At 59.1% G+C, this 22,521-nt stretch carries 22 protein-coding genes; 10 read left to right on the top strand and 12 right to left on the bottom strand.

What is annotated here, in order from left to right; genetic code table 11:
• Positions 1-115: 115 nt before the first annotated feature.
• Entirely contained in the window at positions 116-1,483 is a 1,368-nt protein-coding gene (locus AAID99_RS02295) for a cytochrome P450 (protein ID WP_498493029.1), read from the bottom strand.
• A gap of 75 nt (positions 1,484-1,558) precedes the next feature.
• Here AAID99_RS02295 and AAID99_RS02300 point away from each other — a divergent pair, with 75 nt between their 5' ends.
• Positions 1,559-2,230 (top strand): TetR/AcrR family transcriptional regulator, encoded by a 672-nt coding sequence (locus AAID99_RS02300; protein WP_498493031.1) that lies wholly within the window; start codon positions 1,559-1,561, stop codon positions 2,228-2,230.
• Positions 2,231-2,451: 221 nt separating this feature from the next.
• Positions 2,452-2,727, top strand: coding sequence for a hypothetical protein (locus AAID99_RS02305; protein WP_498493033.1), 276 nt, complete (start codon positions 2,452-2,454; stop codon positions 2,725-2,727).
• A gap of 20 nt (positions 2,728-2,747) precedes the next feature.
• On the opposite strand, the gene AAID99_RS02310 is transcribed toward AAID99_RS02305, so the two are convergent.
• The 3 genes from AAID99_RS02310 to AAID99_RS02320 all read right to left on the bottom strand — a co-directional run bounded on the left by AAID99_RS02310 (position 2,748) and on the right by AAID99_RS02320 (position 5,508).
• Positions 2,748-3,212, bottom strand: coding sequence for a TlpA family protein disulfide reductase (locus AAID99_RS02310; RefSeq protein WP_498493035.1), 465 nt, complete (start codon positions 3,210-3,212; stop codon positions 2,748-2,750).
• A gap of 155 nt (positions 3,213-3,367) precedes the next feature.
• Positions 3,368-3,730 carry a TlpA family protein disulfide reductase gene (locus AAID99_RS02315; protein ID WP_498493037.1) on the bottom strand — a complete coding sequence of 121 codons (363 nt, stop codon included), beginning with the start codon at positions 3,728-3,730 and terminating at the stop codon, positions 3,368-3,370.
• 155 nt (positions 3,731-3,885) lie between these two features.
• On the bottom strand, positions 3,886-5,508 hold the full coding sequence (locus AAID99_RS02320; protein WP_498493039.1) for an ABC-F family ATP-binding cassette domain-containing protein: 1,623 nt from the start codon (positions 5,506-5,508) through the stop codon (positions 3,886-3,888).
• Positions 5,509-5,675: 167 nt separating this feature from the next.
• Here AAID99_RS02320 and AAID99_RS02325 point away from each other — a divergent pair, with 167 nt between their 5' ends.
• The 3 genes from AAID99_RS02325 to purU all read left to right on the top strand — a co-directional run bounded on the left by AAID99_RS02325 (position 5,676) and on the right by purU (position 8,322).
• On the top strand, positions 5,676-6,749 hold the full coding sequence (locus AAID99_RS02325; protein ID WP_498493041.1) for a hypothetical protein: 1,074 nt from the start codon (positions 5,676-5,678) through the stop codon (positions 6,747-6,749).
• A gap of 11 nt (positions 6,750-6,760) precedes the next feature.
• Complete coding sequence (locus AAID99_RS02330) at positions 6,761-7,180, top strand: GNAT family N-acetyltransferase (protein ID WP_498493043.1); 420 nt, start codon at positions 6,761-6,763, stop codon at positions 7,178-7,180.
• Positions 7,181-7,437: 257 nt separating this feature from the next.
• A complete protein-coding gene (gene purU / locus AAID99_RS02335; protein ID WP_498493045.1) occupies positions 7,438-8,322 on the top strand; it encodes a formyltetrahydrofolate deformylase in 885 nt (294 codons plus the stop codon).
• Positions 8,323-8,446: 124 nt separating this feature from the next.
• Here purU and AAID99_RS02340 read toward each other — a convergent pair whose 3' ends face one another.
• The 3 genes from AAID99_RS02340 to AAID99_RS02350 are packed head-to-tail and all read right to left on the bottom strand — an operon-like array spanning position 8,447 to position 11,378.
• Positions 8,447-9,007, bottom strand: a complete 561-nt coding sequence (locus AAID99_RS02340) for a YagU family protein (protein ID WP_498493047.1) — start codon at positions 9,005-9,007, stop codon at positions 8,447-8,449.
• A complete protein-coding gene (locus AAID99_RS02345; protein ID WP_498493049.1) occupies positions 9,004-10,155 on the bottom strand; it encodes an L-dopachrome tautomerase-related protein in 1,152 nt (383 codons plus the stop codon). The genes AAID99_RS02340 and AAID99_RS02345 overlap by 4 nt, the downstream gene beginning before the upstream one ends.
• Positions 10,152-11,378, bottom strand: a complete 1,227-nt coding sequence (locus tag AAID99_RS02350; RefSeq protein WP_498493051.1) for an SMP-30/gluconolactonase/LRE family protein — start codon at positions 11,376-11,378, stop codon at positions 10,152-10,154. Before AAID99_RS02350 ends, AAID99_RS02345 begins: the two co-directional genes overlap by 4 nt.
• Positions 11,379-11,804: 426 nt before the next feature.
• Between AAID99_RS02350 and AAID99_RS02355 the strand changes: the two genes are divergently transcribed.
• Entirely contained in the window at positions 11,805-12,344 is a 540-nt protein-coding gene (locus AAID99_RS02355; RefSeq protein ID WP_498493053.1) for an RNA 2'-phosphotransferase, read from the top strand.
• Between the two features lie 121 nt (positions 12,345-12,465).
• Here AAID99_RS02355 and AAID99_RS02360 read toward each other — a convergent pair whose 3' ends face one another.
• Entirely contained in the window at positions 12,466-12,762 is a 297-nt protein-coding gene (locus AAID99_RS02360) for a heme-binding protein (RefSeq protein ID WP_188425168.1), read from the bottom strand.
• Between the two features lie 115 nt (positions 12,763-12,877).
• On the opposite strand from AAID99_RS02360, the gene AAID99_RS02365 reads away from it, so the two are divergent.
• Complete coding sequence (locus AAID99_RS02365; RefSeq protein WP_498493055.1) at positions 12,878-13,735, top strand: LysR family transcriptional regulator; 858 nt, start codon at positions 12,878-12,880, stop codon at positions 13,733-13,735.
• 130 nt (positions 13,736-13,865) lie between these two features.
• Here the strand turns inward: AAID99_RS02365 and glpK are convergent, their stop codons facing one another.
• The 4 genes from glpK to AAID99_RS02385 all read right to left on the bottom strand — a co-directional run bounded on the left by glpK (position 13,866) and on the right by AAID99_RS02385 (position 18,828).
• A complete protein-coding gene (glpK, locus tag AAID99_RS02370) occupies positions 13,866-15,362 on the bottom strand; it encodes a glycerol kinase GlpK (RefSeq protein ID WP_498493057.1) in 1,497 nt (498 codons plus the stop codon).
• Positions 15,363-15,427: 65 nt separating this feature from the next.
• A complete protein-coding gene (locus AAID99_RS02375; RefSeq protein WP_498493059.1) occupies positions 15,428-16,324 on the bottom strand; it encodes an MIP/aquaporin family protein in 897 nt (298 codons plus the stop codon).
• Positions 16,325-16,371: 47 nt separating this feature from the next.
• Positions 16,372-17,940: a glycerol-3-phosphate dehydrogenase gene (glpD, locus tag AAID99_RS02380; protein WP_498493061.1), complete on the bottom strand. Its 1,569-nt coding sequence runs from the start codon at positions 17,938-17,940 to the stop codon at positions 16,372-16,374.
• A 108-nt stretch (positions 17,941-18,048) separates the two neighbouring features.
• Complete coding sequence (locus AAID99_RS02385; protein WP_188425173.1) at positions 18,049-18,828, bottom strand: DeoR/GlpR family DNA-binding transcription regulator; 780 nt, start codon at positions 18,826-18,828, stop codon at positions 18,049-18,051.
• A gap of 79 nt (positions 18,829-18,907) precedes the next feature.
• On the opposite strand from AAID99_RS02385, the gene uvrB reads away from it, so the two are divergent.
• Genes uvrB through greB form a run of 3 tightly spaced genes read left to right on the top strand, consistent with a single transcriptional unit; the run spans position 18,908 to position 22,501 of the window.
• On the top strand, positions 18,908-21,124 hold the full coding sequence (gene uvrB, locus AAID99_RS02390; protein ID WP_188425403.1) for an excinuclease ABC subunit UvrB: 2,217 nt from the start codon (positions 18,908-18,910) through the stop codon (positions 21,122-21,124).
• Positions 21,121-22,014 carry an aldose 1-epimerase gene (locus AAID99_RS02395; RefSeq protein WP_498493064.1) on the top strand — a complete coding sequence of 298 codons (894 nt, stop codon included), beginning with the start codon at positions 21,121-21,123 and terminating at the stop codon, positions 22,012-22,014. Before uvrB ends, AAID99_RS02395 begins: the two co-directional genes overlap by 4 nt.
• A complete protein-coding gene (greB, locus tag AAID99_RS02400; protein ID WP_264784259.1) occupies positions 22,007-22,501 on the top strand; it encodes a transcription elongation factor GreB in 495 nt (164 codons plus the stop codon). Before AAID99_RS02395 ends, greB begins: the two co-directional genes overlap by 8 nt.
• Positions 22,502-22,521 lie beyond the last annotated feature (20 nt).

Below are 22,521 nucleotides of genomic sequence, written 5' to 3' on the forward strand. Positions count from 1 at the left end.
TGAGGGTGATCGGCAACTATGATCACCCTGCCGCAGACAGACAGGTGTATTTAGAGACTCAGACGACCCGTGCCGGACGTGCGGGGTGCGTCGGGTTTGGGCGCATGATGCCAGATCAATCTCTCTTCCGGACAGACATGAGCAATGGCTTCGCCGGGCGTAGTGTGATTTCCATCTTGCCGGGTGGGGTGACGCTGAGTTCTGGCGTCAGGATGAGCGCCTTCAGCGTCATGCCAAGCACGGTGAGGGCTTCTGTTTCTGCAAAGCGGGCGCCTATGCAGATACGGGGGCCAGCCCCGAAAGGCATATAGGCGTAGCGATCGTCGTGAGGGCGAGACTGACCGGCACTGGCGACGAAGCGTGACGGATCGAAAATTTCCGGTGCCTCCCACAGGGCCCGATGCCTGTGCAGGGCATAGATCGGCACGACAAGGCGCGTGCCCTTTTCGAGCTTCATGCCTTCGAGCGCAAAGGCCTCCGTCACTTCGCGTACGATGATGGGAGCCGGTGGTGTCAAACGCATCGATTCACGCAGCACGTTTCGGGTGAGAGAGAGGCTGTCGAGTTGTTCCAGTGTTGGCCCGTCATCCGTCAGGGTGGCGTCGATTTCGGCCTGCACCTCGCGCAGGATTTCGGGGTGCCTGCCTAGTCTGTCGAAGGTCCAGGCCAGCGCCAGAGCCGTTGTTTCGTGGCCAGCGGTGAGAAAGGTCAGGAGATTATCCACGATCTCGCTGTCATGCATGACACGGCCCGTTTCCGGGTCCTTCGCTGCCAGTAGCCGGGCGAGAAGATCGTCCGGTGCTTTTTCGGCGGCATTGCCGAGCGCTACCCTGCGTGCAGCAATCTGAACCAGTGCCTCATCACGGAGCGCCTGCGCTGCGGCGAGACCGCGTGTCTTGCCAGGGTGAGGGAGCCATTCCGGCGTTCCGAGCAGATCGCCCAGAATGCTCCAGCGCGTCTGATGCAGAAAGACGCCAAGGTTGCGGGCCATGGCATCGGCATCGACTGCATCCGGCGCCGAGAGCATGGTCTCGACGATGATGCGCCCGGTGAGACACATCATGACGTCATCGATCGCCACGATGCCGCCCTCCGCCGAAAGCGTTTCCACGCAGCGACGTGTCGCGCTGGTCATGGCAGGCAGAAAGGCCCCGACGCCGCTTGCACGAAAGACGGGGGCCAGCGCCTGTCTCTGCCAGCGCCAATGCGTCCCTTCGGCAGTCAGCAGGCCCTCACCAAGACCGGGGCCGATGGCACGGCGCAGGCCTTCGCCCTTGTCGAGACGATCGCTGTTCGTCACCAGCGCTTCGCGCACCAGATCAGGCGCGCAGACATAGACGATATGCTGACGCGCCAGGTGGCGCTCTACAATACGCTCGTGAAACACGGCCCTAGGCAACGCATCGACCGGGTTGCGTATCGTGGCGCGCATCATCTGGAACTGGGCGGGAAGGGTGGCGACTTTGTTCAGAAGGGCTGACATCGCGGGATGACTCCGATATCTAAGGCTTACACCTTAGATGGTATAAGGTGAACACCTTAGAATGCGACCGGAAAAATGGCCCGACCTGACTCGACTCGATCACGAATTCTTGAGCAAGCGCGGCTGTTTGCAAATGAGGTGGGGTTCGATCGCCTGACCACGCGTGAGCTGGCGGCACGATGCGCGATCAATGAGGGCAATCTCTATTATTATTTCAAGACCAAGGCGCAGCTGATCGAAGCGATGTTCGTGCAGTTCAATTCAGAGGCGCGCGCGCTCTTTGACGCGCTGCCGCAGACAGGAAGAGGCGTTTCCCGTGCCGAGTTGTTGCGGAGCGTGATGGAGGCGGTTGCCCTCCTGCGCGACTGGTGCGCCCTGAGCTGGCACCATCGTGCGCTGCTGCGTGACGGCAACGCCCTTTTTCGTCTCGCCCCGGCTCTTCAACCCGATGCCATGGCCCTGAGTGACGTTCTTGGCGGCCATGTTACGGCTTTGATCGAGCATATGAAGCGCATGAGAGCCCTCTCGATAAGTGACGAGGCGATACCGGGGCTTGTTGCGAATATCATGATCGTATCGACCCATTGGCTTGGCTACGTCATCTATCAGACGGGTGTGAGCGACCCTGATGACAGTTATCTCGAATGGGGATTCGGGCAGATTTTATCGCTCGTTGCCCCATACCGCACCTGGCTGACGCGTCTGGCCATGCGGCTCTATCCGCAGGCTTTCAGATTGCGCGCCTGATGGCATCTGGCGTCCGCCGGGGCAGAAAAGCCGGATATTGCTGAGGGCTGGTCTCGCACTTGGCACCGAATGACGATCATTTGCTGGTGGGAAATCTCCAGCAGCGTGGCCATCGTCATGCTAGTGTGAGCGCTTCCGGGTCAGGCGCGGGCTTGTGGCCATTCAGGAAGCGTCGGCTTGGTATCGCGAGCAAGACCAGTATCGCCGGGAGAACGCGCATCATGCTGCAGAAAAATAACGATCCCTGGTTCAGGCCCAAGCGCTATGGCTACGGCGCCGGGCTGCCGATCAGCTGGCAGGGATGGGTCTCGTTCCTGTCGATTATCGTCATTATCGTAGCGCCTGGCTTTCTCGTGCCCCTGCTTCCGCCAGCTTACAGAGCTACGGCGTCGGTCGGTTCCCTGCTTGTTGATCTATGCGCCATAGGCTTTTTCGTGGTCCTGTGCCGCGCGCATACGAAAGGCGGGTTCAAATGGCGCTGGGGCGATCGGGATTAGGTCCCGACCGCCATACCGGGTCAGGGCGTCTTTGTGAAAGCCGTTATTCTGCGCTCGGCCTGGGCATCATCCGCGTTGATCATGTCCTGCAGGCGGCCATTTGCGTCGATCAGGGCGATAGCAGGAATCTGCCGCACGCCGAAGCGTGCGAAGACCGAGGCATTCCTGTCGAGAACGAGATTGATATCGGGGCCAAGCTGCTTCTGGAAGGGGGCAAGATCGCTTTCTTCAGTCCAGAGGCGGCTGGCGACGGCGGTCCAGCGCAGAGTGTGGGCCGCAACGTTGCGCTGGGCGATGGCGCGAAACGCTGCACAATGCCGAGCCGTGCGCGGTTCGAGTTCCTTGAGGTAGGATTCACACCATGGAGCCGTGAAAAGAACGGCCTGTTTCTGATTTGCCGGTGCCGGAAACAGAGGGCCTGGCTCTTTTGATTGAACGAAAGACGTGACGTTCTCGCCGATCCTGAAGACGGCTTGCTGGCCCACATCCGAGGGGGCGATACGCCCCGTCGATGGCGCTGGTCTCGTGAGACGGTCGAGCGCCGCCTGCAGGGCGGGGCCGGGCCGTCCTGATGTCCCGCATAGGCCACACGACCCGTGCTATCGATCAGCACGTGCAGAGGCGTGGCTTTGATCTGCAACTAGTTGCTCAATCTGCCATCGTCAATCACGATCGGCATGGTCAGTCCGGCGCGTGCGACAAAAGCGGCGACTTTTTCCGGTTTTTCGCCGAAGCCGATATCGACCGCCACAAAGGCGATGCGATCGGCATATTTCCGGTAAAGCGCCTCGTATCCGGGCATCTGGGCGCGGCAGGGAATGCAATAGGTCGCCCAAAGCTTCAGATAGACCGGCTTGTGACCGTAGAGCGCCCCAAGATCGACCGGGTGATTATCGAGCGTGGTGTATCGCAAGTCGGGCGCAACACGGCCAATCAACGTGGAAAGAGCAGGATCTTCCGCGATGAAGGCGGGGCTGTCAGGGGTTGGCTGAGACGGATGCACTTCAGCGGCGAGAGCCGGTGAGATGCTGAAAACTGCGGAACCGGTGGCGATGAGCCTGCATAGAGAACGGTACGAGAAAACCTCATCGTATCAATTTTGGAGAATACCGGCCGGTGCGCCAGAGGGCAGCGCAGTCGGCCGATAGAAGGCGGGGGTCAGACGTGCAGACCGGGGGCTTCCTGACCGGTTGCAGCCACATATTCGTGGTAGCCACCCTCATAGCGATGCAAGCCTTCTGGTGTGACTTCCAGCACGCGGTTCGAGAGTGCCCCGAGGAAATGACGGTCATGCGAGACGAAAAGCATCGTGCCCTCATAATCGCCGAGAGCACGAATGAGCATCTCCTTCGTGTCGATATCCAGATGGTTGGTCGGCTCGTCGAGCACCAGAAAATTCGGCGGGTTGTAGAGCATCAGCGCCATGACCAGACGGGCCTTTTCGCCGCCTGAAAGCACGCTGACATATTTATCGACATCATCGCCTGAAAAGCCGAACCCACCGGCCAAGGCACGTAGCGAGCCCTGAGGCGCAAGCGGAAATTCATGCTCCAGAGTCTCGAAGATTGTGCGGCTGCCATCGAGCAGATCCATGGCGTGCTGGGCGAAGTAACCCATCTTCACACTCGCGCCGATGGTGACGCTGCCCTCATCGGGCTCGCTCACCCCGGCGATCAATTTGAGCAGGGTGGATTTGCCCGCGCCATTGACGCCCAGAATGCAGCAGCGCTCCTGTCGGCGGATCTGCAGATCGAGCCCGTTATAAATGGTGCGCGACCCATAGGCCTTGCTGACCTGCTTGAGCAGCGCCACGGAATCTCCCGAACGTGGTGCCGGGGCAAAATCGAATGACAGGGTCTGGCGGCGGCGCGGCGGCTCGACGCGGTCGATCTTGTCGAGCTTCTTGACGCGGCTCTGCACCTGCGCCGCATGCGAGGCGCGTGCCTTGAAGCGTTCGATAAAGGCGATTTCCTTGGCAAGCATCGCCTGCTGGCGGTCGAACTGGGCCTGCTGTTGCTTTTCGTTCAGCGCGCGCTGCTGCTCGTAGAATTCATAATCGCCCGAGAAGCTCGTCAGCGTGCCGCCGTCGATTTCCAGGATCTTGTTGACCACACGATTCATGAAGGCGCGGTCATGCGATGTCATGAGCAGGGCACCATCATAGTTCTTGAGGAACTGCTCCAGCCAGATCAGACTCTCGAGGTCGAGATGGTTGCTCGGTTCATCGAGCAGCATCACATCCGGCTGCATGAGCAGGATACGAGCCAGCGCCACGCGCATTTTCCACCCGCCCGAGAGCAGCCCGACATCGCCCGACATCATTTCCTGCGAAAAGCCCAGCCCGTGCAGCACTTCGCGTGCCTTGCTGTCGAGCCCATAGCCGCCAAGCTCTTCGAAGCGCGCCTGAACATCACCAAAACGCTCAAGAATGGCCTCCATCTGGTCCATTTTCTCCGGGTCGCAGAGATCGGCTTCCAGCTGCGCGAGTTCGCCTGCAATCTCGGCGACTTCACCCGCTCCGTTCATGACTTCCGCGACGACAGAGCGTCCGTCCATCTCGCCTACATCCTGGCTGAAGAAGCCGATTGTGATGCCGCGATCCTGGAAGACCTGCCCCTCATCCGGGGTTTCCTGCTTGGTGATCAGCCGGAACAGCGTCGTCTTGCCCGCGCCATTGGGGCCGACGAGACCGATCTTTTCGCCTTTCTGGATGGCCGCGCTCGTCTCGATGAAAATGACGCGCTGGCCGTTCTGCTTGCTGATCGAATCAAGACGGATCATGGAACCTCTGGAACATCGGGAGAAGGGGCGTTGATACGGGGTCGCTTCGTGATGTGCAATGTCGTGTTACCGAGTTCACGGCTCTGGAATTTGACGCGTCATACAGATCGCGCTTCCCTCTTTCCTGCGGCGGAACCTCGCTGTTGTTTATCCCCGGGGCAGAGTTAATGAAAAAAGGAAATAGACTGCCGGAGCGGCTCTACACATTGGTGATGTGGGGTGTCTCGGCAGTCTTTGCGGTCTTTCTGGTAGGGCTCGGCGGGCTCGTCATCGACGATCTGCCACGTGATCGGCAAGTCGTCGCCTTCGAACCGCACTATCCCGCCGAGCTGCAACAGCAAGGCGCTGCGCTCGAGCAGGCGCAGCGGGCGATAGAGTCGGAACGCGATCTCGACGGGATCAGACTGGATGCGGCGCGCAGTGCGGCTCGCAACGCCAAAGAGAGTTTGGAGGCCTGGGTCGATACGCGCAAGGCAACCACAGACCCGCGTCAGGATACGGAATTGCTGACGCGCACCCGGGCACTCGAGAACCTGCAGAATGCCGCTCATGAAGCCGAGCATCGCCTGGAGCAACTCGATCAGAAAGAGCTTGAGAACGAGCAGGCGCGCAACGCGCTGGTCGATCGGCGTGAGGCGGTAAAGGACGCCTACAGACCGATCCATGGCCGTCTTGTTTTCAGGGCGCAACTCCATGTTTTCCTGCTGCGTCTCGCTTTTACCCTGCCGCTTTTGCTGATTTCGATCTGGCTCGTCATGCGTCAGCGTCAGAGCCCGTATTGGCCGCTTTATCGTGGCTTCGTTCTGGCGTCGCTTTACGCATTCTTTGTCGAGCTTGTGCCCTATCTGCCGAGCTATGGCGGTTATGTCCGCTACGGGGTCGGGGCACTTCTGACCGTGCTCGTCTGTGTCGTGCTCATAAGGAACATGCAGTCCTATCTGGCCCGACGCCGCGCAGCTGAGGCAGATTCAGAGAAAGAGCGGCGCCAGCGCGTCGATCGGGCGCAGGCCTATGCCAAGCTCGACCGCAAGACCTGCCCCGATTGCGATCGACCTCTGGTTCTTGTCGAAGGGCAGGACACCAATTTCTGCGTTCACTGCGGCCTGACGCTCTACGAGCATTGCGGTGTCTGTCAGACGAGAAACATCGCCTTCAACCGTTTCTGCATGAGCTGCGGCAGTGAGGATATCGGTCATGCGGAAGACAGGTCTTCCGCCCCATCAGCAGCTCCGGTGCTCTAGGAGGAAAAAACATGGAAGACCTCATCCACATAACCCGGATCACAACCGAAGCCTGCCTGCCGCTGCGTCGCTCTGTTCTGTGGCCCAGCCTGACCGAAGACGAATGCCGCGTTCCGCAGGACCCCGAGGCGACGCATCTCGGTGCGTTCAGCGGCGAGCAGCTGATCGGCTGTCTCTCACTCTGCCCGATCGGCCCCGATCTGATCCAGCTGCGCAAATTTGCGGTGGCGGCAGCGTATCAGGGGCAAGGGATCGGCACGCAGCTGATGGACCAGGCAATCAGGACCTGCAGGGAACTCGGCGCCAACCGTCTCGAACTCGACGCTCGCAGCAGCGCGCTCGGTTTTTACAGAAAATTCGGCATGAGCCCGATGGGTGCTGTTTTCTTCAAGGGGCCTATCGAGCATCAGCGCATGGCTTTCGACCTTTAAAGCGGCTCCTCCGCTCCACGGGGAAAATAAGTGAGGGCCCCCAAAGATTTGTGCGGAAAATGAGATAGAGCTTTTCGTATCTGGTGGGTTCTAATCCAATATCGCAATCAATTCTGGTCGTTGCCTGCCACAGAGTGAAGACAATGCGCGGGCGGACAGAGAAGAATATGGCGCGGTGGTCTTGCCCGGGCTTCGCCGCCGAGCAATGTATGAGGTGCTGAACGCGAGAGTTGTTGATTGGTACGAGAGGAACTGGGATGAGCCGTTACTGCGTCACGGTAACCTGTGAGGCACGGCGTGGGGTCGTTGCCGTGATTTCCGGCTATCTCGCCGGTAAGGGCTGCAATATCAGCGACAGCGCCCAGTTTGACGATAGCGAGACCAATCGGTTCTTCATGCGCACAAGCTTTGTCGCCGAAACCGGGGCATCGCTCGAAGAACTTCGGCGTGATTTCGCGCCGCTGGCGGCAGAATACGGCATGGAAGCCATTTTCTACGACGAGGCAGAACGACTCAATGTCGTCGTCATGGTCTCGCGCTTCGGGCACTGCCTGAATGATCTTCTCTATCGAGTCCGTCTCGGTGCATTGCCGATCAATATCGTGGCCGTCATTTCGAACCATCTGGATTTCCAGAAGCTCGTCGTCAACCACGATATCCCGTTTCACTACATACGTGTGACCAAAGAGAACAAGGCAGAGGCAGAAGCGCAGCAACTTCGCATCATCCGAGAGACGGGTGCCGATCTCGTCGTGCTTGCCCGCTACATGCAGGTTCTTTCCGATGATCTGTGCCAGCAGCTTTCGGGTCGCACGATCAATATTCATCACTCCTTTCTTCCCAGCTTCAAGGGCGCACATCCCTATCATCAGGCGCATGCGAGGGGCGTGAAGCTCATCGGGGCGACCGCTCATTATGTTACGGCGGATCTGGATGAAGGGCCGATCATCGAGCAGGATATCATCCGTGTGTCGCATAACCAGTCACCGGAAGACTACGTGGCGCTGGGGCGCGATGTCGAAAGCCAGGTTCTGGCGCGCGCCATTCATGCCCATGCGCATCGACGTGTCTTCCTGAGCGGCAGGAAGACGATCGTCTTCCCGGCCAGTCCCGGCTCCTACGCGTCTTCCTTGCGAGGCTGATCAGGCTTGACGTGTTCGGCGAATGGCAGGGCTGACCGGAGGTCACCACTGCCTGCCCGTTGAGTATCGATGGCGCGAATCTTCACGGACGCAGGCAGGTCGCGTGCCCAAAAGACACCGCCATTCAGGCGGCTTGCTGATCCGAGACCGGCGCAACGGGTTCGCACTTTGTGTCGTGTCTCGCATCGGCAAAAGCGCTCGGCATCAATTCCCTGCGCATCAGTTCAATAACCCAGGCCCAGAGCATATGGCCGATTGTCTCGGAAAAAATCTCGGCGCGCGGGAGGTTCCACAACGCTGGCGCCCAGTGCCCGGCGGGCAGCACCATGCCGTGGAAGACGAGTGTCACGACCAGGCCGAATACCACGCCCTGTCCCATGGCGATGCGCGGAAAACGGAGCCAGAGCACGCAATAGAGAAGGGCAAAGAAAATCGAGAACAGGTGGTGCACCACCAGGACGCCGCCGGGCACGATATGCCCGGAATAGACATAAATGAGATGGTCGACATTTACGCCGAGATCGCGAAGCATTTCGGCGGGCGGGCTGGCGCGATCCGGCGTGCGGGGTGGCAGGGGGACTTCCGTGCCCCATTTCACGAAGCTGGAGAGATTTCCCCCGACAAATCCCGCCCATAGGGCGGGAAGCAGCAAGGCCTTGCCTGTCGTGCGGTTGGTGAGCGTCATTTTTTCTGAGTCGGGCAGGGTGGAAGAGACAGGCGATAGATCGTGGTTGCGCCGCGCAGGGGGCGACTGTTCTTGAAGGCGATCTCGTCGAGACGAGAGTCGGAGATGTAGAGCCAGTTATTGGCGATCGCGAAGCCGTCTGCCCAGTCGAGCACGTCAGGATTGTCGTAAACCTTCTGTGTCTGGGGTGTCTTTGCCCCTTCAGGGAAAGTCAGGGCATAGAGCCCGTGATTCTCGATATCGCCAACCCAGAGCCGGTTGCAGGCATCCATCTCTATCCCGCCGCTCATGACCGACTGGCCGAGATATTGGGCTTTCTTGTCCAACTCGGCGTCGCTCAGATGGGCGTTGCGCAGATCGGGCGTCGCAATGCGCCAGTAATGATGGTCGGTCAGCGGGCGGTAGTAAAGCCAGGCGCGGTCAGGTGAGAGGGCAATGCCATCATCCTGTGTGACAGGCAGGCTACCGTCTTTCTTGCGGGCGAGTTCACCATAGATATGTAGATGCTGTTCCGGGTCTGCGATACCAGAGCGTGTGTTGGCAAGCACCAGACGATAGGCGCCCGTATCGAGATCCATCACCACCAGCCCGCCGCGGCCCCATTCATTGGTGATATAGGCGGTGCGTGTGCGTGTATCCACGCGCACGTCGTTCAGTGAGTCGGCGGGGGTGATATCCGACCCGAAATGGTAGATCTGGATCAGTCTTCCTGTCTCGGCGTCAAATTCAGCAAGCTTTGGTGGCAGCACTTTCTGATCGACTGAGGGAAGAGACGAGTCCAGCACCCAGAGATGATTCTGATCATCGACCCACAGAGCAGGAACCGATACCCAGAGCTCGCGATCGGTCGGGTTATTTTCGAAGTGGTTCCAGTTTTTGTCGGGGAAGGGGATCAGCGCGCCGGTTTTCGGGTCGATGCGCACCACGCTGGCGATATACCGCTTCATGGTCGCTGGCGCCGATGCATAGACGATGCCCGAGCGGGAGACGCCGACGCCGATCATGTTGAAATCCGCTGGAAAGCGTTTGACGATTTCAAGCGTCGGCTGGGTCGCAGCATTGTCAGAATCTGGCTGGGGCAGACCGGCCGCAAAAGACGGGGTTGCGAAGCTCGCAGAGGCGAGAAGGGCAGCAAGCAGTTTTTTCATGACAATCCGGCCCCTTGCGTGGCGACATCGAGAGTGAAGATCGTATTTTCGGCGCACATGAACAGGCGATCGCGCTGAGTGCCCCCAAAAGTCAGGTTGGATACGCTGCGTGGCAGGCGAAGCCGCCCGATCATCTTGCCTGCAGGATTATAGACGAACACGCCGCAGAGCCCGAGCGGACCATTGGCCGCCACCCAGAGATTGCCGAGCCTGTCTGCCTTGATTCCATCAGGCATGAGTTTGTGGCCGCCAAGGCTCATGTCGGCAAAGACCCGCTGGTTCGTCAGCGCGCCATTACGCACGTCAAACGCATAGATATTGCGATAGCCGCCCCCTTTGGGGCTGGCCGCACCTTTCTCGCTTGAGACAATATAAAGTGTTTTCTGGTCGGGCGAAAAACACAGCCCGTTCGGACCGGCAAGATCGGCCCCTGTCAGAACGCTGGTGAGCTTGAGTGTCTGCGGGTCGAGATGGAAGACATGCGTCTCCTGATGATGCAGTCCCCCAATCTGCTCGGTGGCCTCAAGATCGAGATTCCATGTCAGATTCCCTTTGCCAGGATCGCCGTTGACCGGTGCATCGGGGTGCCCCTCCCAAAGACGGTCACCATAAGGCGGATCGGTAAACCAGATCCCGCCCTGTGCATCGACCACGATATCGTTTGGCGAGTTGAGACGCTTGCCCTCAAAGCTCTCGGCAAGGACCGTGCACCGCCCGTCATGCTCCCAGCGGATCACGCGCCTCATGCCGTGCTCGCAGGTAATGAGGCGCCCGTCATGGTCGAATGTATTGCCGTTGGAGTGATAGCTTTCCTTGCGGAACACCGTCATCGACCGTTCTTCCGGCAGATAGCGATATTGCGTGCTCCCCATGACGTCGCTGACGATCAGGAAACGCCCGTCGCTCGACCATGCAGGGCCTTCGAACCACAGCGTTCTGCCTTTCCAGGCCTGAACCAGCGGGGCGTTATCGAGAATGACGGCCGAGAAGGACGGATCGTAGAAAATGATATCAGGGTCGGGCGTGAACGAGACCGGCGCGTCAGGCCCCCAGATTCTTGGCGGGGTGCTGATGACGCTTGGCGGGGCAATGGCCTCATCCTGACCGGCGGCTCGGGCTTTGCCTGCGAAAAGCGCCCCACCCAGGGCCGCGGCTCCAAGGCCAAGGGCGGATCGGCGCGATAGCGGACCGGAGGGGAGGAGAGTGTTTTCTGGAAGGCTCATGGTCTGGCTCGTCTTTGAAACGGGGCGCCCGCTATAGAAAAACGGCGCGTGGCGAGAGAGAAAACGATTCAGTCTGGGATCTCGTCAGGGCGAGTCGCATTAAAAATAAGTAATCGCGCCTGGAGCATGAGCAAAAGAGCGAAGAAAGAATTCCCCGATCAGAAAAACGGATCGTGCCTTTGAGGATTCACGGGGGCTACGTGCCTGATAAGCGCGTCTTCAACGCCAGTTACACTGGCGCATCTGCCTTGCGTTACGCGAGGGGCGTTTGTCTGGGGTGCTTCTCGTGGAATGAAGATATAGGCTGTTGGAGCCTTATCCTGTGTCTCGATCTATATCGAATAATTGAATGCGTCGGCCGCCCTGCTCTGCGGCGCTCATGGTATCTGACCGGGTTCCATCAAAGCGATAAGCGTAACAGTGATCATGAAAGACAATCAGGTTTCGAGACTGCTTTCTCTGGTTCTGCGTCATGAGCCGGGAAAGATAGGTATTGTGCTCGATAATCACGGGTGGACCGATATTGCCGATCTGCTGCGATTGGCGAACAATGCTGGCTATGTCTTTGATCGCGACACGCTGCTTCGGGTCGTGGCGACGAGTGATAAGCAGCGCTTCACCATTTCTCCGGATGGGAAGCTGATCAGGGCGGCACAGGGGCATTCGGTTCAGGTCGATCTGAACCTGCCCGTCAGCCAGCCCCCTGCCAGATTGTGGCACGGCACGGCCCGAAAAAATATTGAATCGATTTTGCGCGAGGGCCTCAACCCGGGGCGGCGGCAGATGGTCCATCTGTCGAGCGATGTGGATACTGCAAAACGCGTTGGCGCAAGGCACGGCGAAGCCATCGTCCTGGCTATCGATACGGCGTCGATGTACGAAGAAGGGATGGCGTTTTACCAGGCTGAAAACGGCGTCTGGCTCGTTGCTTCTGTTCCTGCGGCCTATCTCGCAGTCGAGGAATAAACCGGTTTGTTGACGCTTTGAGTTTTGCGGTGCTGAAACGCCTTCTTCCGGCACCCGCCCAAGCCGGGTGCTGGAAGTCGGACTGACGTCTCGATTGGCGCTGTTTGATCAGCTGGTCAGATCAACCCTCTACGCGATATCCCTTGAACAGGAAAACCGGGCCGAAGGCGTAGCTGTCGACCAGCTCGTAGAAACGGGCGACGGTCTCGTTTTTCGAATGCTGAATGAAGGCTTCTTCATTCGTATAGACTTCGTCCAGATAGAAACGATTGCGGTTGTTCTCATCGCGGATGAGCTCGAAGCGCAGCGTGTCCGGCTCTTTCTTCAAAGAGTCATTGGCATCGAACAGACCGGCGCTGATGAACGCATCGCGCTTGTCAGAAGGAACGTCGAACTGCACTACAACATGATAGGTCATGTTTATCTCCTCAGGGTTAAATCGCTTGCTGCGATCTCGAGAGGCACGCTAGGACGCCATTTCGGTCATTAAAAGTGATTGTTAATGACGACATCGTTCATAAAAAGAGAAGATATTGAAGCTTTCCCAACTCGCTTTTTTCTGTGCCGTGGTCGAGCAGGGCACGGTCGCCGCAGCGGCAGCCCAGCTGAACTGTGTCTCGTCAAATATCACCACGCGTGTTCGCGAACTGGAGGAACTCCTCGGGGTCTCGCTGTTCAGCCGTGAAAAAAACCGTCTGCTCGTTACGCCGGAGGGAAGGCTTTTCTTTCAAAAGGCCAAGCAGGTGCTGGCAATGGCGCAGGAAGCCCGCGCGCTTTTCAAGGACGAAACGGAGCGAGGAGTCATACGGGTAGGCGCGCTGGATGTAGCCCTGATGAATCACCTGCCTGAGCGTATAGCGCGTTACAGGGCCAATACGCCTCATGTAGAGCTGCATATTCGCCCAGAACCGTCGCTCATGCTCGAACAATTGCTGATGGATGGTGAGCTGGATCTGATTTTGACTGACGGGCCGATCGTTCATCCGCTTCTGGTCAGTCGTCTGGCCTTTCGCGAGCGGCTTGTGCTGGTGACGCCAAAAGCCCTGAGCGCGCCGACAGTCGACGACCTGTCCAGAATGGAGCTCTATGTCTTTGGTCAGACCTGTCACTATCGGCGACAGGTGGATGGTTATCTTGAGACCAGCAAGATCAAACCGAGATCGGTCATGGAAATCGAGTCATTCTCCAGCATCTTCGCCTGCATCGAAGCGGGGGTCGGGTTTTCGTGCCTGCCGGAGAGCGTTGTTGAACAGGCAGTCACGAGGCACGAAAAAATCCATTTCGAGCGCGCGGATAGTCTGGAATCGAGCGATATCTATTATGTCTGGCGCAAGAATTACACCTCGCCCTTGATACACAGGCTTATCGAAAGCCTTGAGCAGGATCTCTGACAGATCCGGAACCCTTGCAGAAACAAGAGGGCAGCAGGGCGAAAAGGGCCGTAAACAGCTCCGGCCCCGGCTTTTGAAGCAGAGAGAAGCCGACACGAAAAAGGATTTCCTCGCGTCGGTTTCAGGTTTTTCAATGGGCTTGTGGGGTCAGTGTGCGGCGTACCGCATCCTGCCAGCCGCGCAGGAGTTCAAGGCGAAGCGCGGGCTCGATTTTTGGCTCGAAAAGCCTTTCCTGCGTCCAGATGGTGGTGATTTCCTCAAGCGAGTTCCAGACGCCGGTTGCCAGACCGGCCAGAAAGGCGGCACCCAGAGCCGTGGTTTCGAGGTCGGACGGGCGCTGTACCTTGGTGTCGAGAATATTGGCGAGAAACTGCGAGAACCAGTCATTGGCCGACATGCCCCCGTCGATACGCAGGGTCTGGGCTTGCATGGCGCCATCTTCACGCATTGCATGGGCAAGATCGAAAGTCTGATACGCAACCGATTCCAGTGCGGCGCGGGCTATATGGGCCTCGGTCGAGCCCAGGGTGAGGCCGCAGATGAGCCCGCGCGCATCGGGGTCCCAATGAGGCGCGCCAAGGCCCACGAAGCCCGGGACCATATATACCCCATGACTGTCAGGCACGCGGGTTGCCATGTCATCTGTCTGAGAGGCGTGGGTGATCAGATGCAGCCCGTCACGCAGCCATTTGATGGCAGCACCTGCCACGAAAATAGAGCCTTCCAGCGCGTAGATCGTCTTGCCGTTGATGCGATAACCGATGGTCGTGAGCAGGCGATGATGCGAGGTGACCGGTTTATCGCCCGTATTGAGCAGCATGAAGCAGCCCGTGCCATAGGTTGCTTTCGCCATGCCGGGTTCGAAACAGGCCTGCCCCACGAGGGCCGCATGCTGATCGCCCGCCATGCCGCCGATGGGAATGGAGACGCCAAAGAGATCAGGCGCCGTCATGCCGAGTTGCCCGCTATTGTCGCACAGCTTCGGCAGAAGGGCCGCCGGGACACGGAACAGGGCCAGCAGATCGGCGTCCCAGTCCTGCGTGTGGATATTGAACAGGGCCGTGCGGCTGGCATTGGTCACGTCGGTTGCGTGAACGGCGCCGCCGGTCAGACGCCAGAGCAGGAAGCTGTCGATCGTGCCCATGGCCAGTTCGCCAGCTTCGGCGCGGTCGCGCAGCCCTGAGACGTTATCGAGCAGCCAGGTGATCTTGCTGGCAGAAAAATAGGGGTCAAGCAGCAGGCCGGTCTTGGCGCGAACGATTTCTTCTGCCCCATCGCGCTTGAGTTCGGCACAGAACGGAGCCGTCCGGCGGTCCTGCCAGACAATGGCGCGATGCACCGGTTTGCCTGTGGCGCGCTCCCACAAGACGATTGTTTCGCGCTGGCTCGTGATGCCCAGGCCAGCGATTTTATCAACCCCGCCGGAGGCAGCAATGGCCTCGCGCGCTGTCTCGAGCGCATCGCGCCAGATATCCTCGACATCATGCTCTACCCAGCCGGGAGCCGGATAATGCTGGGCAAATTCGCGGCGCGACAGGGAGAGGGCTTTTGCCTTGTTGTTGAAAACGATGCTGCGCGTCGAGGTCGTGCCCTGGTCGATGGCAAGGATATGGGTCTTCTGGGTCATGGGGGAAAACTCCTCCTGGCATCCGTGGGATGCGCAGTGAATATGAGGCGGCAGAGGGGCGTAGTTCAGGGAGCAGGCGTTACGCTGTTGGGCGCCATATAGGCTGGCTCGGCACGGGGCGGGGCGGCGGTTGCCGGCGCCCGATCGGGCACAGGGGGCGCCGGGAGATCGGCCGTGTAGTTCGGCATGAAGGGACGAAGGGTGAACTGATAGATGCCCGCGCCGACAACACCACCGACAAGCGGGCCTGCAATCGGCACCCACCAGTAATGTTGCGGAGACGGAAAGGCCGAGGCACCCCAGCCGGCAAAGAAGGCGAAGGTGCGCGGGCCGAAGTCACGCGCCGGGTTGATGGCCCAGGCATCGAGAAAACCGGATGAGGCGCCAATGGCCGCAACCAGTAGTCCGATAATGAGCGCGCCGGAATTCGCCTGCGGGGCCATGGTGTTATACTGGCAGGTAATGGCGAAAATGCCGAAGACCAACACACCCGTCAGCACAATCTGCACCACGAAGGAATGCATGGCTGTCACGGCAAGGCCTGGATGGGTGAAGAACACGCCCGCTGCACCCCCATCACCTGCGCGGGTGAAATGATGGGTCAGGTTGTAATGGTCGATGACAGGATGGAAATTGAGATAGACCACGGCGGCACCGGCGATGCCGCCCAGCACTTGTGCAGCGCAGTAGGGCAGAACCTTTTTCCATGAGAAACCGCGATAGAGCGCGAGGGCCAGAGTGACGGCGGGGTTTGCATGGGTGCCACTGACAGCCCCGGTTGCATAAATCGCAAAGGTGACGCCAAGCCCCCACACAATGGCCACGCCCCAATAGGCGTTCTGATAAGGGTTGGGATCGTAAAGCACGATCATCGCCGCGACGCTGTCGCCGAAAATGATGATGATCATGACGGCGATGAATTCGGCGATCAGTTCGCCGAGATAGCGTTTTCTTTCTGACATGAGAGTCGGTCCGTCAGCCAGAGTGAAGGGGGAGCGGGTGGAAGAGGTCAGGCGACCTCTTTGTCATCGGTTTCCTGGCCTGCGGCGTTCTGCTGAAGGCGGCGGGCCATGTAATCCTTTAGTTTCGTGACGTCTTCGGAACTGAAGCGCAGGCCTAGTTTCGAGCGTCGCCAGAGAATATCTTCGGCGCTACGGGCCCATTCATGCGTCATGAGGTAATCGACTTCACCCTCATGCAGATCGGCCCCTATGAGCGCGCCCAGAGATGCGCCCCCGGTTTCAGGGGGTAGCATGACGCTTTCGACCAACGTGCCGTAATTGCGCACCAGTCTGGTTGTTGTCTGCTGCGAAAGGCCAGACACCCGGCGCTGGAGGGAGGCGACGTATCTGTCAAAATCCGTGCGCTGGAAATCACCGCCCGGCAAAGGCGCGTCAGCCGTCCAGGAAATGGTTGTCAGCCCCTTGAGATGGGGGGCGAGTTTCTCGAGGGCATGCTCGGCGAGTTTGCGATAGGTCGTGATCTTGCCGCCAAAGACTGACAGGACGGGGGCGGCACTGTGGTCGATATCGAGACGATAATCACGTGTGACGGCAGAAGCGCTGCCTGAATGGTCGTCATAGAGCGGCCGCACACCGGCATAGCTCCAGACGACATCCTGGGGAGTGACCGCGCGTTTGAAGTAACGGCTCACGCTCTCGCAGAGATAGGCAATCTCATCCGCACTGATAGTAACCGAGCCGGGGTTCTGGTCCCAGGGGATGTCGGTTGTGCCGATGAGGGTAAAATCCTTCTCATAGGGGATGGCAAAGACGATACGCTTGTCCGGGTTCTGCAGAATATAGGCCTGCTCTGTCTCGAACTGCCTTGGCACGACAATGTGGCTGCCTTTCACAAGGCGCACGTGATTGCGGCTTTCGATCGAGAGCCTGTCCTGCAGCAATTCCGCCACCCAGGGGCCAGCGGCATTGATCAGGGCTCGTGCGGTGACCTCACGCGTTTCACCCGTCAGCGTGTCTTCCAGAATGGCGACCCAATGGCTCTGATGGCGCTTGGCGCTGATCAGTCTGGTGCGCGTGCAGATTGTGGCGCCGCGACGGGCAGCATCCTGCGCGTTGAGCACCACGAGACGGCTGTCCTGTACCCAGCCATCCGAATATTCAAAGCCGCGCACATAGTCCGGGCGAAGCACACGGCCCGCTGCCTCGTCCTGCAGACGGAGGCTGCGTGTTTTTGGCAGTGTCATGGTGCGGCACAGATTGTCGTAGAGAAAAAGCCCGGTCCGCAGCAACCAGGCGGGGCGGAGCATGGCGGAGTGCGGCAGAATGAAGCGCATGGGCCAGATGATATGCGGCGCAATTTTCAGCAGGCGTTCGCGCTCATTCAGGGCCTCGCGCACGAGACGAAACTCGTAATATTCGAGATAACGCAAACCGCCATGGATGAGCTTGGTACTGGCCGAGGAGGTATGGCTAGCGAGATCGTCTTTTTCGACCAGCATGACCTTCAGCCCGCGCCCGGCGGCGTCGCGCGCGATGCCTGCTCCATTGATGCCGCCGCCTATGATCAGAAGATCATGGATGGTTTTGGTCTGGGAGGAGTCAGCATGAGTCGTCATGAAAGGGAGCCTTCGTTAAAAGCGACTGCGAAGGCCCTGATAGAGTAAAAACGAAAATAAACGAACATAAAACGTTAGAGATAACGTTCTTGTGTTATAGTTAGCTCTTCAAACGTTATCCGTCACGTGAAGTGTCACGTTGGCCTTCTCCAGCTGTGCTCGGAATTCTGCGGATGGTATCCGGTCTGTCACGAAATCGTCGATCATCGACAGGTCGCCGACACGACCTACCGGCTTGCGGGTGAATTTCGTATGGTCGGCTAGGAGGATGACGCGTCTCGCATGCCGCATGATCGCACGCGCGCACTGGATTTCGTCGAGGTCGAAATCGAGAAGCGTGCCGTCTTCTTCCACGCCGCTGATACCGATCACACCAAAATCAGCCCTAAATCCTGACAGCGATTCAGTGGCCCCGGCGCCGATGATGCCCCCATCCTGAGGGCGGACGAGCCCCCCGGCGAGGACTGTGCGAAAATCACGCCTTGGAGAGAGTGCCACTGCCACATGAAGGTTATTGGTGATGACATGCAAATCGCGATGGCCCGTCAGGGCGCGGGCAAAGGCTTCGGTCGTGGTGCCGATATTGATGAAAAGCGAGCTGCCGTCAGGAATGAGGGCTGCAGCGCAGGCGCCTATGGCGTCCTTGGCGCGTGAATGCAGTGTCTGGCGCTCGCCATAGGCGATGTTCTCTGTCGATGATGTCGGGCTCGCGCCGCCATGATAGCGGGCGACATGGCCGGTTTCGGCCAAGGCATTGAGGTCGCGCCGTATTGTCTGCACCGTCACGCCAAGGCGCTGGGCGAGATCCTCATTGGACATGAAGCCATGCGCCTGAACGAGCGCAACGATCTGTCGATGGCGGGGCGTGTTGAGCGTGTCATGCATCATGAACCCCTGTCTGTCATGCTGCGTTGAAGCCTACAATCCTGCACTTGCGACGACGCTCTTGAAAGCCCATTTCCCAGCCATGGCGACAGCATCACGATCCACTATGGAAGCAATCCCCGAACACAGGCTCGTGGGGTTCAGGCCCGAGCGGCAGCCTGTCAAGGAGAAGCTGCGCCGCATGGTGGTCAAATCCGATTATGACCCGGCCGGCGATCAGCCAACCGCGATTGCGGAACTGGTGCGCGGCGTTGACGATGGTGAGGTCGATCAGGTGCTGCTGGGCGTGACCGGGTCGGGCAAGACCTTCACCATGGCGAAAGTCATCGAGGCGACCCAGAAGCCGACACTTATTCTTGCACCGAACAAGACCCTGGCGGCCCAGCTCTACGGGGAAATGAAGCAGTTCTTCCCGGATAACGCGGTGGAATATTTCGTTTCCTACTACGATTATTACCAGCCAGAAGCCTATGTGCCGCGCTCTGACACCTATATTGAAAAAGACAGTCAGATCAACGAGCAGATCGACCGTATGCGCCATGCGGCGACGCAGGCGCTGCTTGAGCGCAATGACGTCATCATAGTCGCCTCCGTATCCTGCATCTACGGTATCGGTTCGGTCGAGACCTATTCACGCATGGTGGTCAGGCTCGAAGCCGGGGGGAGTATCGATCGTGATCGCCTTATCAAGGCACTGGTCGAGCTTCAGTATCGTCGTAACGATGCGGCCTTCGAGCGCGGCACGTTTCGCGTGCGTGGGGAGCAGATCGATATTTTCCCGGTGCAGAATGAAGACCGCGCCTGGCGCGTCTCGCTGTTCGGGGACGAGATCGAGGCCATTATCGAATTCGACCCGCTGACTGGCAACAAGACGGCTGAGCTTTCCGAAATCAGTGTCTACGCCAACTCGCATTATGTGACGCCTCGCCCGACGCTCAATCAGGCCATGATTGGCATCAAGGCCGAGTTGCGCCAGCGCCTCGACGAGCTGAACGCTGCCGGGAAGCTGCTCGAGGCCGAAAGACTGCAGCAGCGCACCATTTTCGATCTCGAAATGATCGAGACGACCGGCGCCTGCAAAGGCATCGAAAACTACTCGCGCTATCTCTCGGGGCGTGGGCCTGGTGACCCACCGCCGACGCTGTTCGAATATCTGCCCGAAGATGCACTGCTGATCGTCGATGAGAGCCATGTTACCGTGCCGCAGATCGGCGGCATGGCGCGTGGCGACCATGCGCGTAAATCCGTCCTGTCTGAATATGGCTTTCGTCTGCCCTCCTGCCTCGATAACCGCCCCCTGAAATTCGAGGAGTGGGAGGCCCTGCGTCCGCAGAGCGTGTTCGTTTCCGCAACGCCCGGCCCCTGGGAGATGGAGCGGACGAGCGGCGTCTTTGCCGAGCAGATCATCCGACCGACAGGTCTGATCGACCCGGTGACCATCGTTCGCCCGGTCGAAGGGCAGGTGGATGATCTTCTGGCCGAGGCCCGTGACACCATCGCCGCTGGTGGGCGTGTTCTGGTGACCACGCTCACCAAGCGCATGGCTGAGGATCTGACGGAATATCTCGGTGAGGCCGGGATCAAGGTGCGTTATCTGCATTCTGACGTCGACACGCTCGAGCGTATCGAGATCATCCGTGATCTGCGTCTTGGCGCTTTCGACGTGCTGGTCGGGATCAACCTGCTTCGAGAGGGGCTCGATATTCCGGAATGTGCTCTGGTTGCCATTCTCGATGCTGACAAGGAAGGGTTTCTGCGTAGCCGCACCTCGCTGATCCAGACCATCGGGCGTGCCGCACGTAACGTCGACGGGCGCGTTCTGCTCTATGCCGACAAGATGACCGGCTCGCTTGAGTTTGCAATTGATGAGACCGCTCGCCGCCGTGCGCGCCAGATTGCCTATAACGAGGCCCATGGCATCACCCCGCAGACCGTGCGCTCGCGTATCGGCGACGCGCTCTCTTCCGTGTTCGAGCAGGATTATGTCACCGTTGGCCCCGATGCTGCGGGCGACACGCAGGAATTCGTCGGCAAATCGCTTGGCGCCTCCATTCAGGATCTGGAAAAGCGCATGCGCGCGGCGGCTGCCGATCTCGACTTCGAGCAGGCCGCACGGCTGCGTGATGAAATCAAGCGCCTTGAGGCAATCGATCTCGGGCTCGAGCCGCCCCCCTTGCCGAGTTCGACGGCGGGGCGTAGCTCTTTCAAAAGCAAGGATAAAACGCCGCGACCGCTTGGCCCGGGCGGCGGTGGCTACGACCCTGCGAAAAAGCGGGGCGGCAGGAGGAAAGCAGGATGATCGAGCTCAAACTGGGTGAGGCCCATCTTGGATTATTGCCTGGCCTTGGCGGCAGCCTCGCTTTCTGGCGTCTGCGCGGTCGTGATCTGCTCGTGCCGACAGCCGACCCCAATCTCGCCGCTCAGAAGAATACGCCGGTGGCGGGGTATCCTCTCGTGCCATTTTCTAACCGCATCGGCGACGGAAAATTCAGCTTTGAGGGCGTTGATTATACGCTTGCAAAGAATTTTAGCGCTGAGTCCAATGCCATTCACGGCAATGGCTGGGAGCGTGAGTGGCAGGTCGCGCAACATGATTCGGAACGGGCCATTCTGTTCCTCGACCACAACCCTGCAAAGGGAGACGACCCGGCGCAATGGCCTTTTGCCTATCGTGCCGTACTGTCTTTTGTTCTGCACCGTGACGGGCTGAGTGTGGAAATGCTCATCGCGAACCGCGACACGCGCGTCCAGCCTGTGGGAATGGGTTTCCATCCCTTTTTCGCGCGCAGCGATGACATGACCATGCAGTTTGCGGCTTCCAGCGTCTGGGAAAACGGGCCGGATATGCTTCCGATCGGGCAGATTGCTTGCGAGGGAACATGGAATTTCGCCACAGCCCGCACTATCGGCGAGACGCGGCTCGATAACTGCTTTGCCGGGTGGGGAGGCAAGACAGTTCTGGGTTATCAATCCGCTGGCTACGAGGTGACCATAGAGGCTGACCCCGTATTCCAGCATCTGGTTGTCTTCACCGCGCCGGAAAAGCCCTTCGTTGCGGTCGAGGCCGTCAGCAACATGAATAACGGGCTCAACCACCCCGACCTGCTGGAAAACGGCGTGCATGTTCTTGCTCCGGGCGCGAATATCTCAGGCGTGATCCGCTACAAGCTGCGAGAATTGCGTGGCTGATCATTCCAAGACGCCTCTGGCGCTCTATCTCACCCCGCAAGGGGCGGCACGAATGCGCGAGGAACTGCGCGAACTCATGCAGGTCGAGCGCCCGAAAATTGTCGAGATTGTCTCCTGGGCAGCGGGAAATGGCGATCGGAGCGAAAATGGAGACTATCTCTACGGCAAACGTCGTCTGCGCGAGATCGACCGACGGGCGCGATTTCTCAGCAAGAGGCTTGAGCATGCGCTCGTTATAGATCCGGCCTCACAGACGACCCGCGACCGCGTCTTTTTCGGCGCCAGCGTGTCTTACGTCGATGAAGAGGACGTGACGCATGACGTCACAATTGTTGGCTGCGACGAGGCAGATCTGACACGACGTGAGATCAGTCTGGTCTCCCCTGTGGCCCGTGCGCTCATGCGAAGCCGGGTGGGAGATGAGGTCAGTCTTCAGACCCCGAGCGGGCCGGTGATGCTGGAAGTGCTTTCCATCACCTATCCCTGAGGAGCCTCGCAGGCGAGAGG

This window comes from Asaia sp. Ae19-3 (assembly GCF_059801175.1).

Excerpts from the sequence above, each read along its gene's own strand:
- AAID99_RS02305 (WP_498493033.1), top strand. The coding sequence starts at position 2,452 with ATGCTGCAGAAAAATAACGATCCCTGGTTCAGGCCCAAGCGCTATGGC.
- uvrB (WP_188425403.1), top strand. The coding sequence starts at position 18,908 with ATGGCGACAGCATCACGATCCACTATGGAAGCAATCCCCGAACACAGG.
- AAID99_RS02375 (WP_498493059.1), bottom strand. The coding sequence starts at position 16,324 with ATGTCAGAAAGAAAACGCTATCTCGGCGAACTGATCGCCGAATTCATC.
- AAID99_RS02320 (WP_498493039.1), bottom strand. The coding sequence starts at position 5,508 with ATGATCCGTCTTGATTCGATCAGCAAGCAGAACGGCCAGCGCGTCATT.
- AAID99_RS02345 (WP_498493049.1), bottom strand. The coding sequence starts at position 10,155 with ATGAAAAAACTGCTTGCTGCCCTTCTCGCCTCTGCGAGCTTCGCAACC.
- AAID99_RS02350 (WP_498493051.1), bottom strand. The coding sequence starts at position 11,378 with ATGAGCCTTCCAGAAAACACTCTCCTCCCCTCCGGTCCGCTATCGCGC.
- AAID99_RS02385 (WP_188425173.1), bottom strand. The coding sequence starts at position 18,828 with ATGATGCATGACACGCTCAACACGCCCCGCCATCGACAGATCGTTGCG.
- AAID99_RS02300 (WP_498493031.1), top strand. The coding sequence starts at position 1,559 with ATGGCCCGACCTGACTCGACTCGATCACGAATTCTTGAGCAAGCGCGG.
- glpK (WP_498493057.1), bottom strand. The coding sequence starts at position 15,362 with ATGACCCAGAAGACCCATATCCTTGCCATCGACCAGGGCACGACCTCG.
- AAID99_RS02330 (WP_498493043.1), top strand. The coding sequence starts at position 6,761 with ATGGAAGACCTCATCCACATAACCCGGATCACAACCGAAGCCTGCCTG.
- AAID99_RS02355 (WP_498493053.1), top strand. The coding sequence starts at position 11,805 with ATGAAAGACAATCAGGTTTCGAGACTGCTTTCTCTGGTTCTGCGTCAT.
- AAID99_RS02395 (WP_498493064.1), top strand. The coding sequence starts at position 21,121 with ATGATCGAGCTCAAACTGGGTGAGGCCCATCTTGGATTATTGCCTGGC.
- AAID99_RS02360 (WP_188425168.1), bottom strand. The coding sequence starts at position 12,762 with ATGACCTATCATGTTGTAGTGCAGTTCGACGTTCCTTCTGACAAGCGC.
- purU (WP_498493045.1), top strand. The coding sequence starts at position 7,438 with ATGAGCCGTTACTGCGTCACGGTAACCTGTGAGGCACGGCGTGGGGTC.
- glpD (WP_498493061.1), bottom strand. The coding sequence starts at position 17,940 with ATGACGACTCATGCTGACTCCTCCCAGACCAAAACCATCCATGATCTT.
- AAID99_RS02340 (WP_498493047.1), bottom strand. The coding sequence starts at position 9,007 with ATGACGCTCACCAACCGCACGACAGGCAAGGCCTTGCTGCTTCCCGCC.
- AAID99_RS02295 (WP_498493029.1), bottom strand. The coding sequence starts at position 1,483 with ATGTCAGCCCTTCTGAACAAAGTCGCCACCCTTCCCGCCCAGTTCCAG.
- AAID99_RS02325 (WP_498493041.1), top strand. The coding sequence starts at position 5,676 with ATGAAAAAAGGAAATAGACTGCCGGAGCGGCTCTACACATTGGTGATG.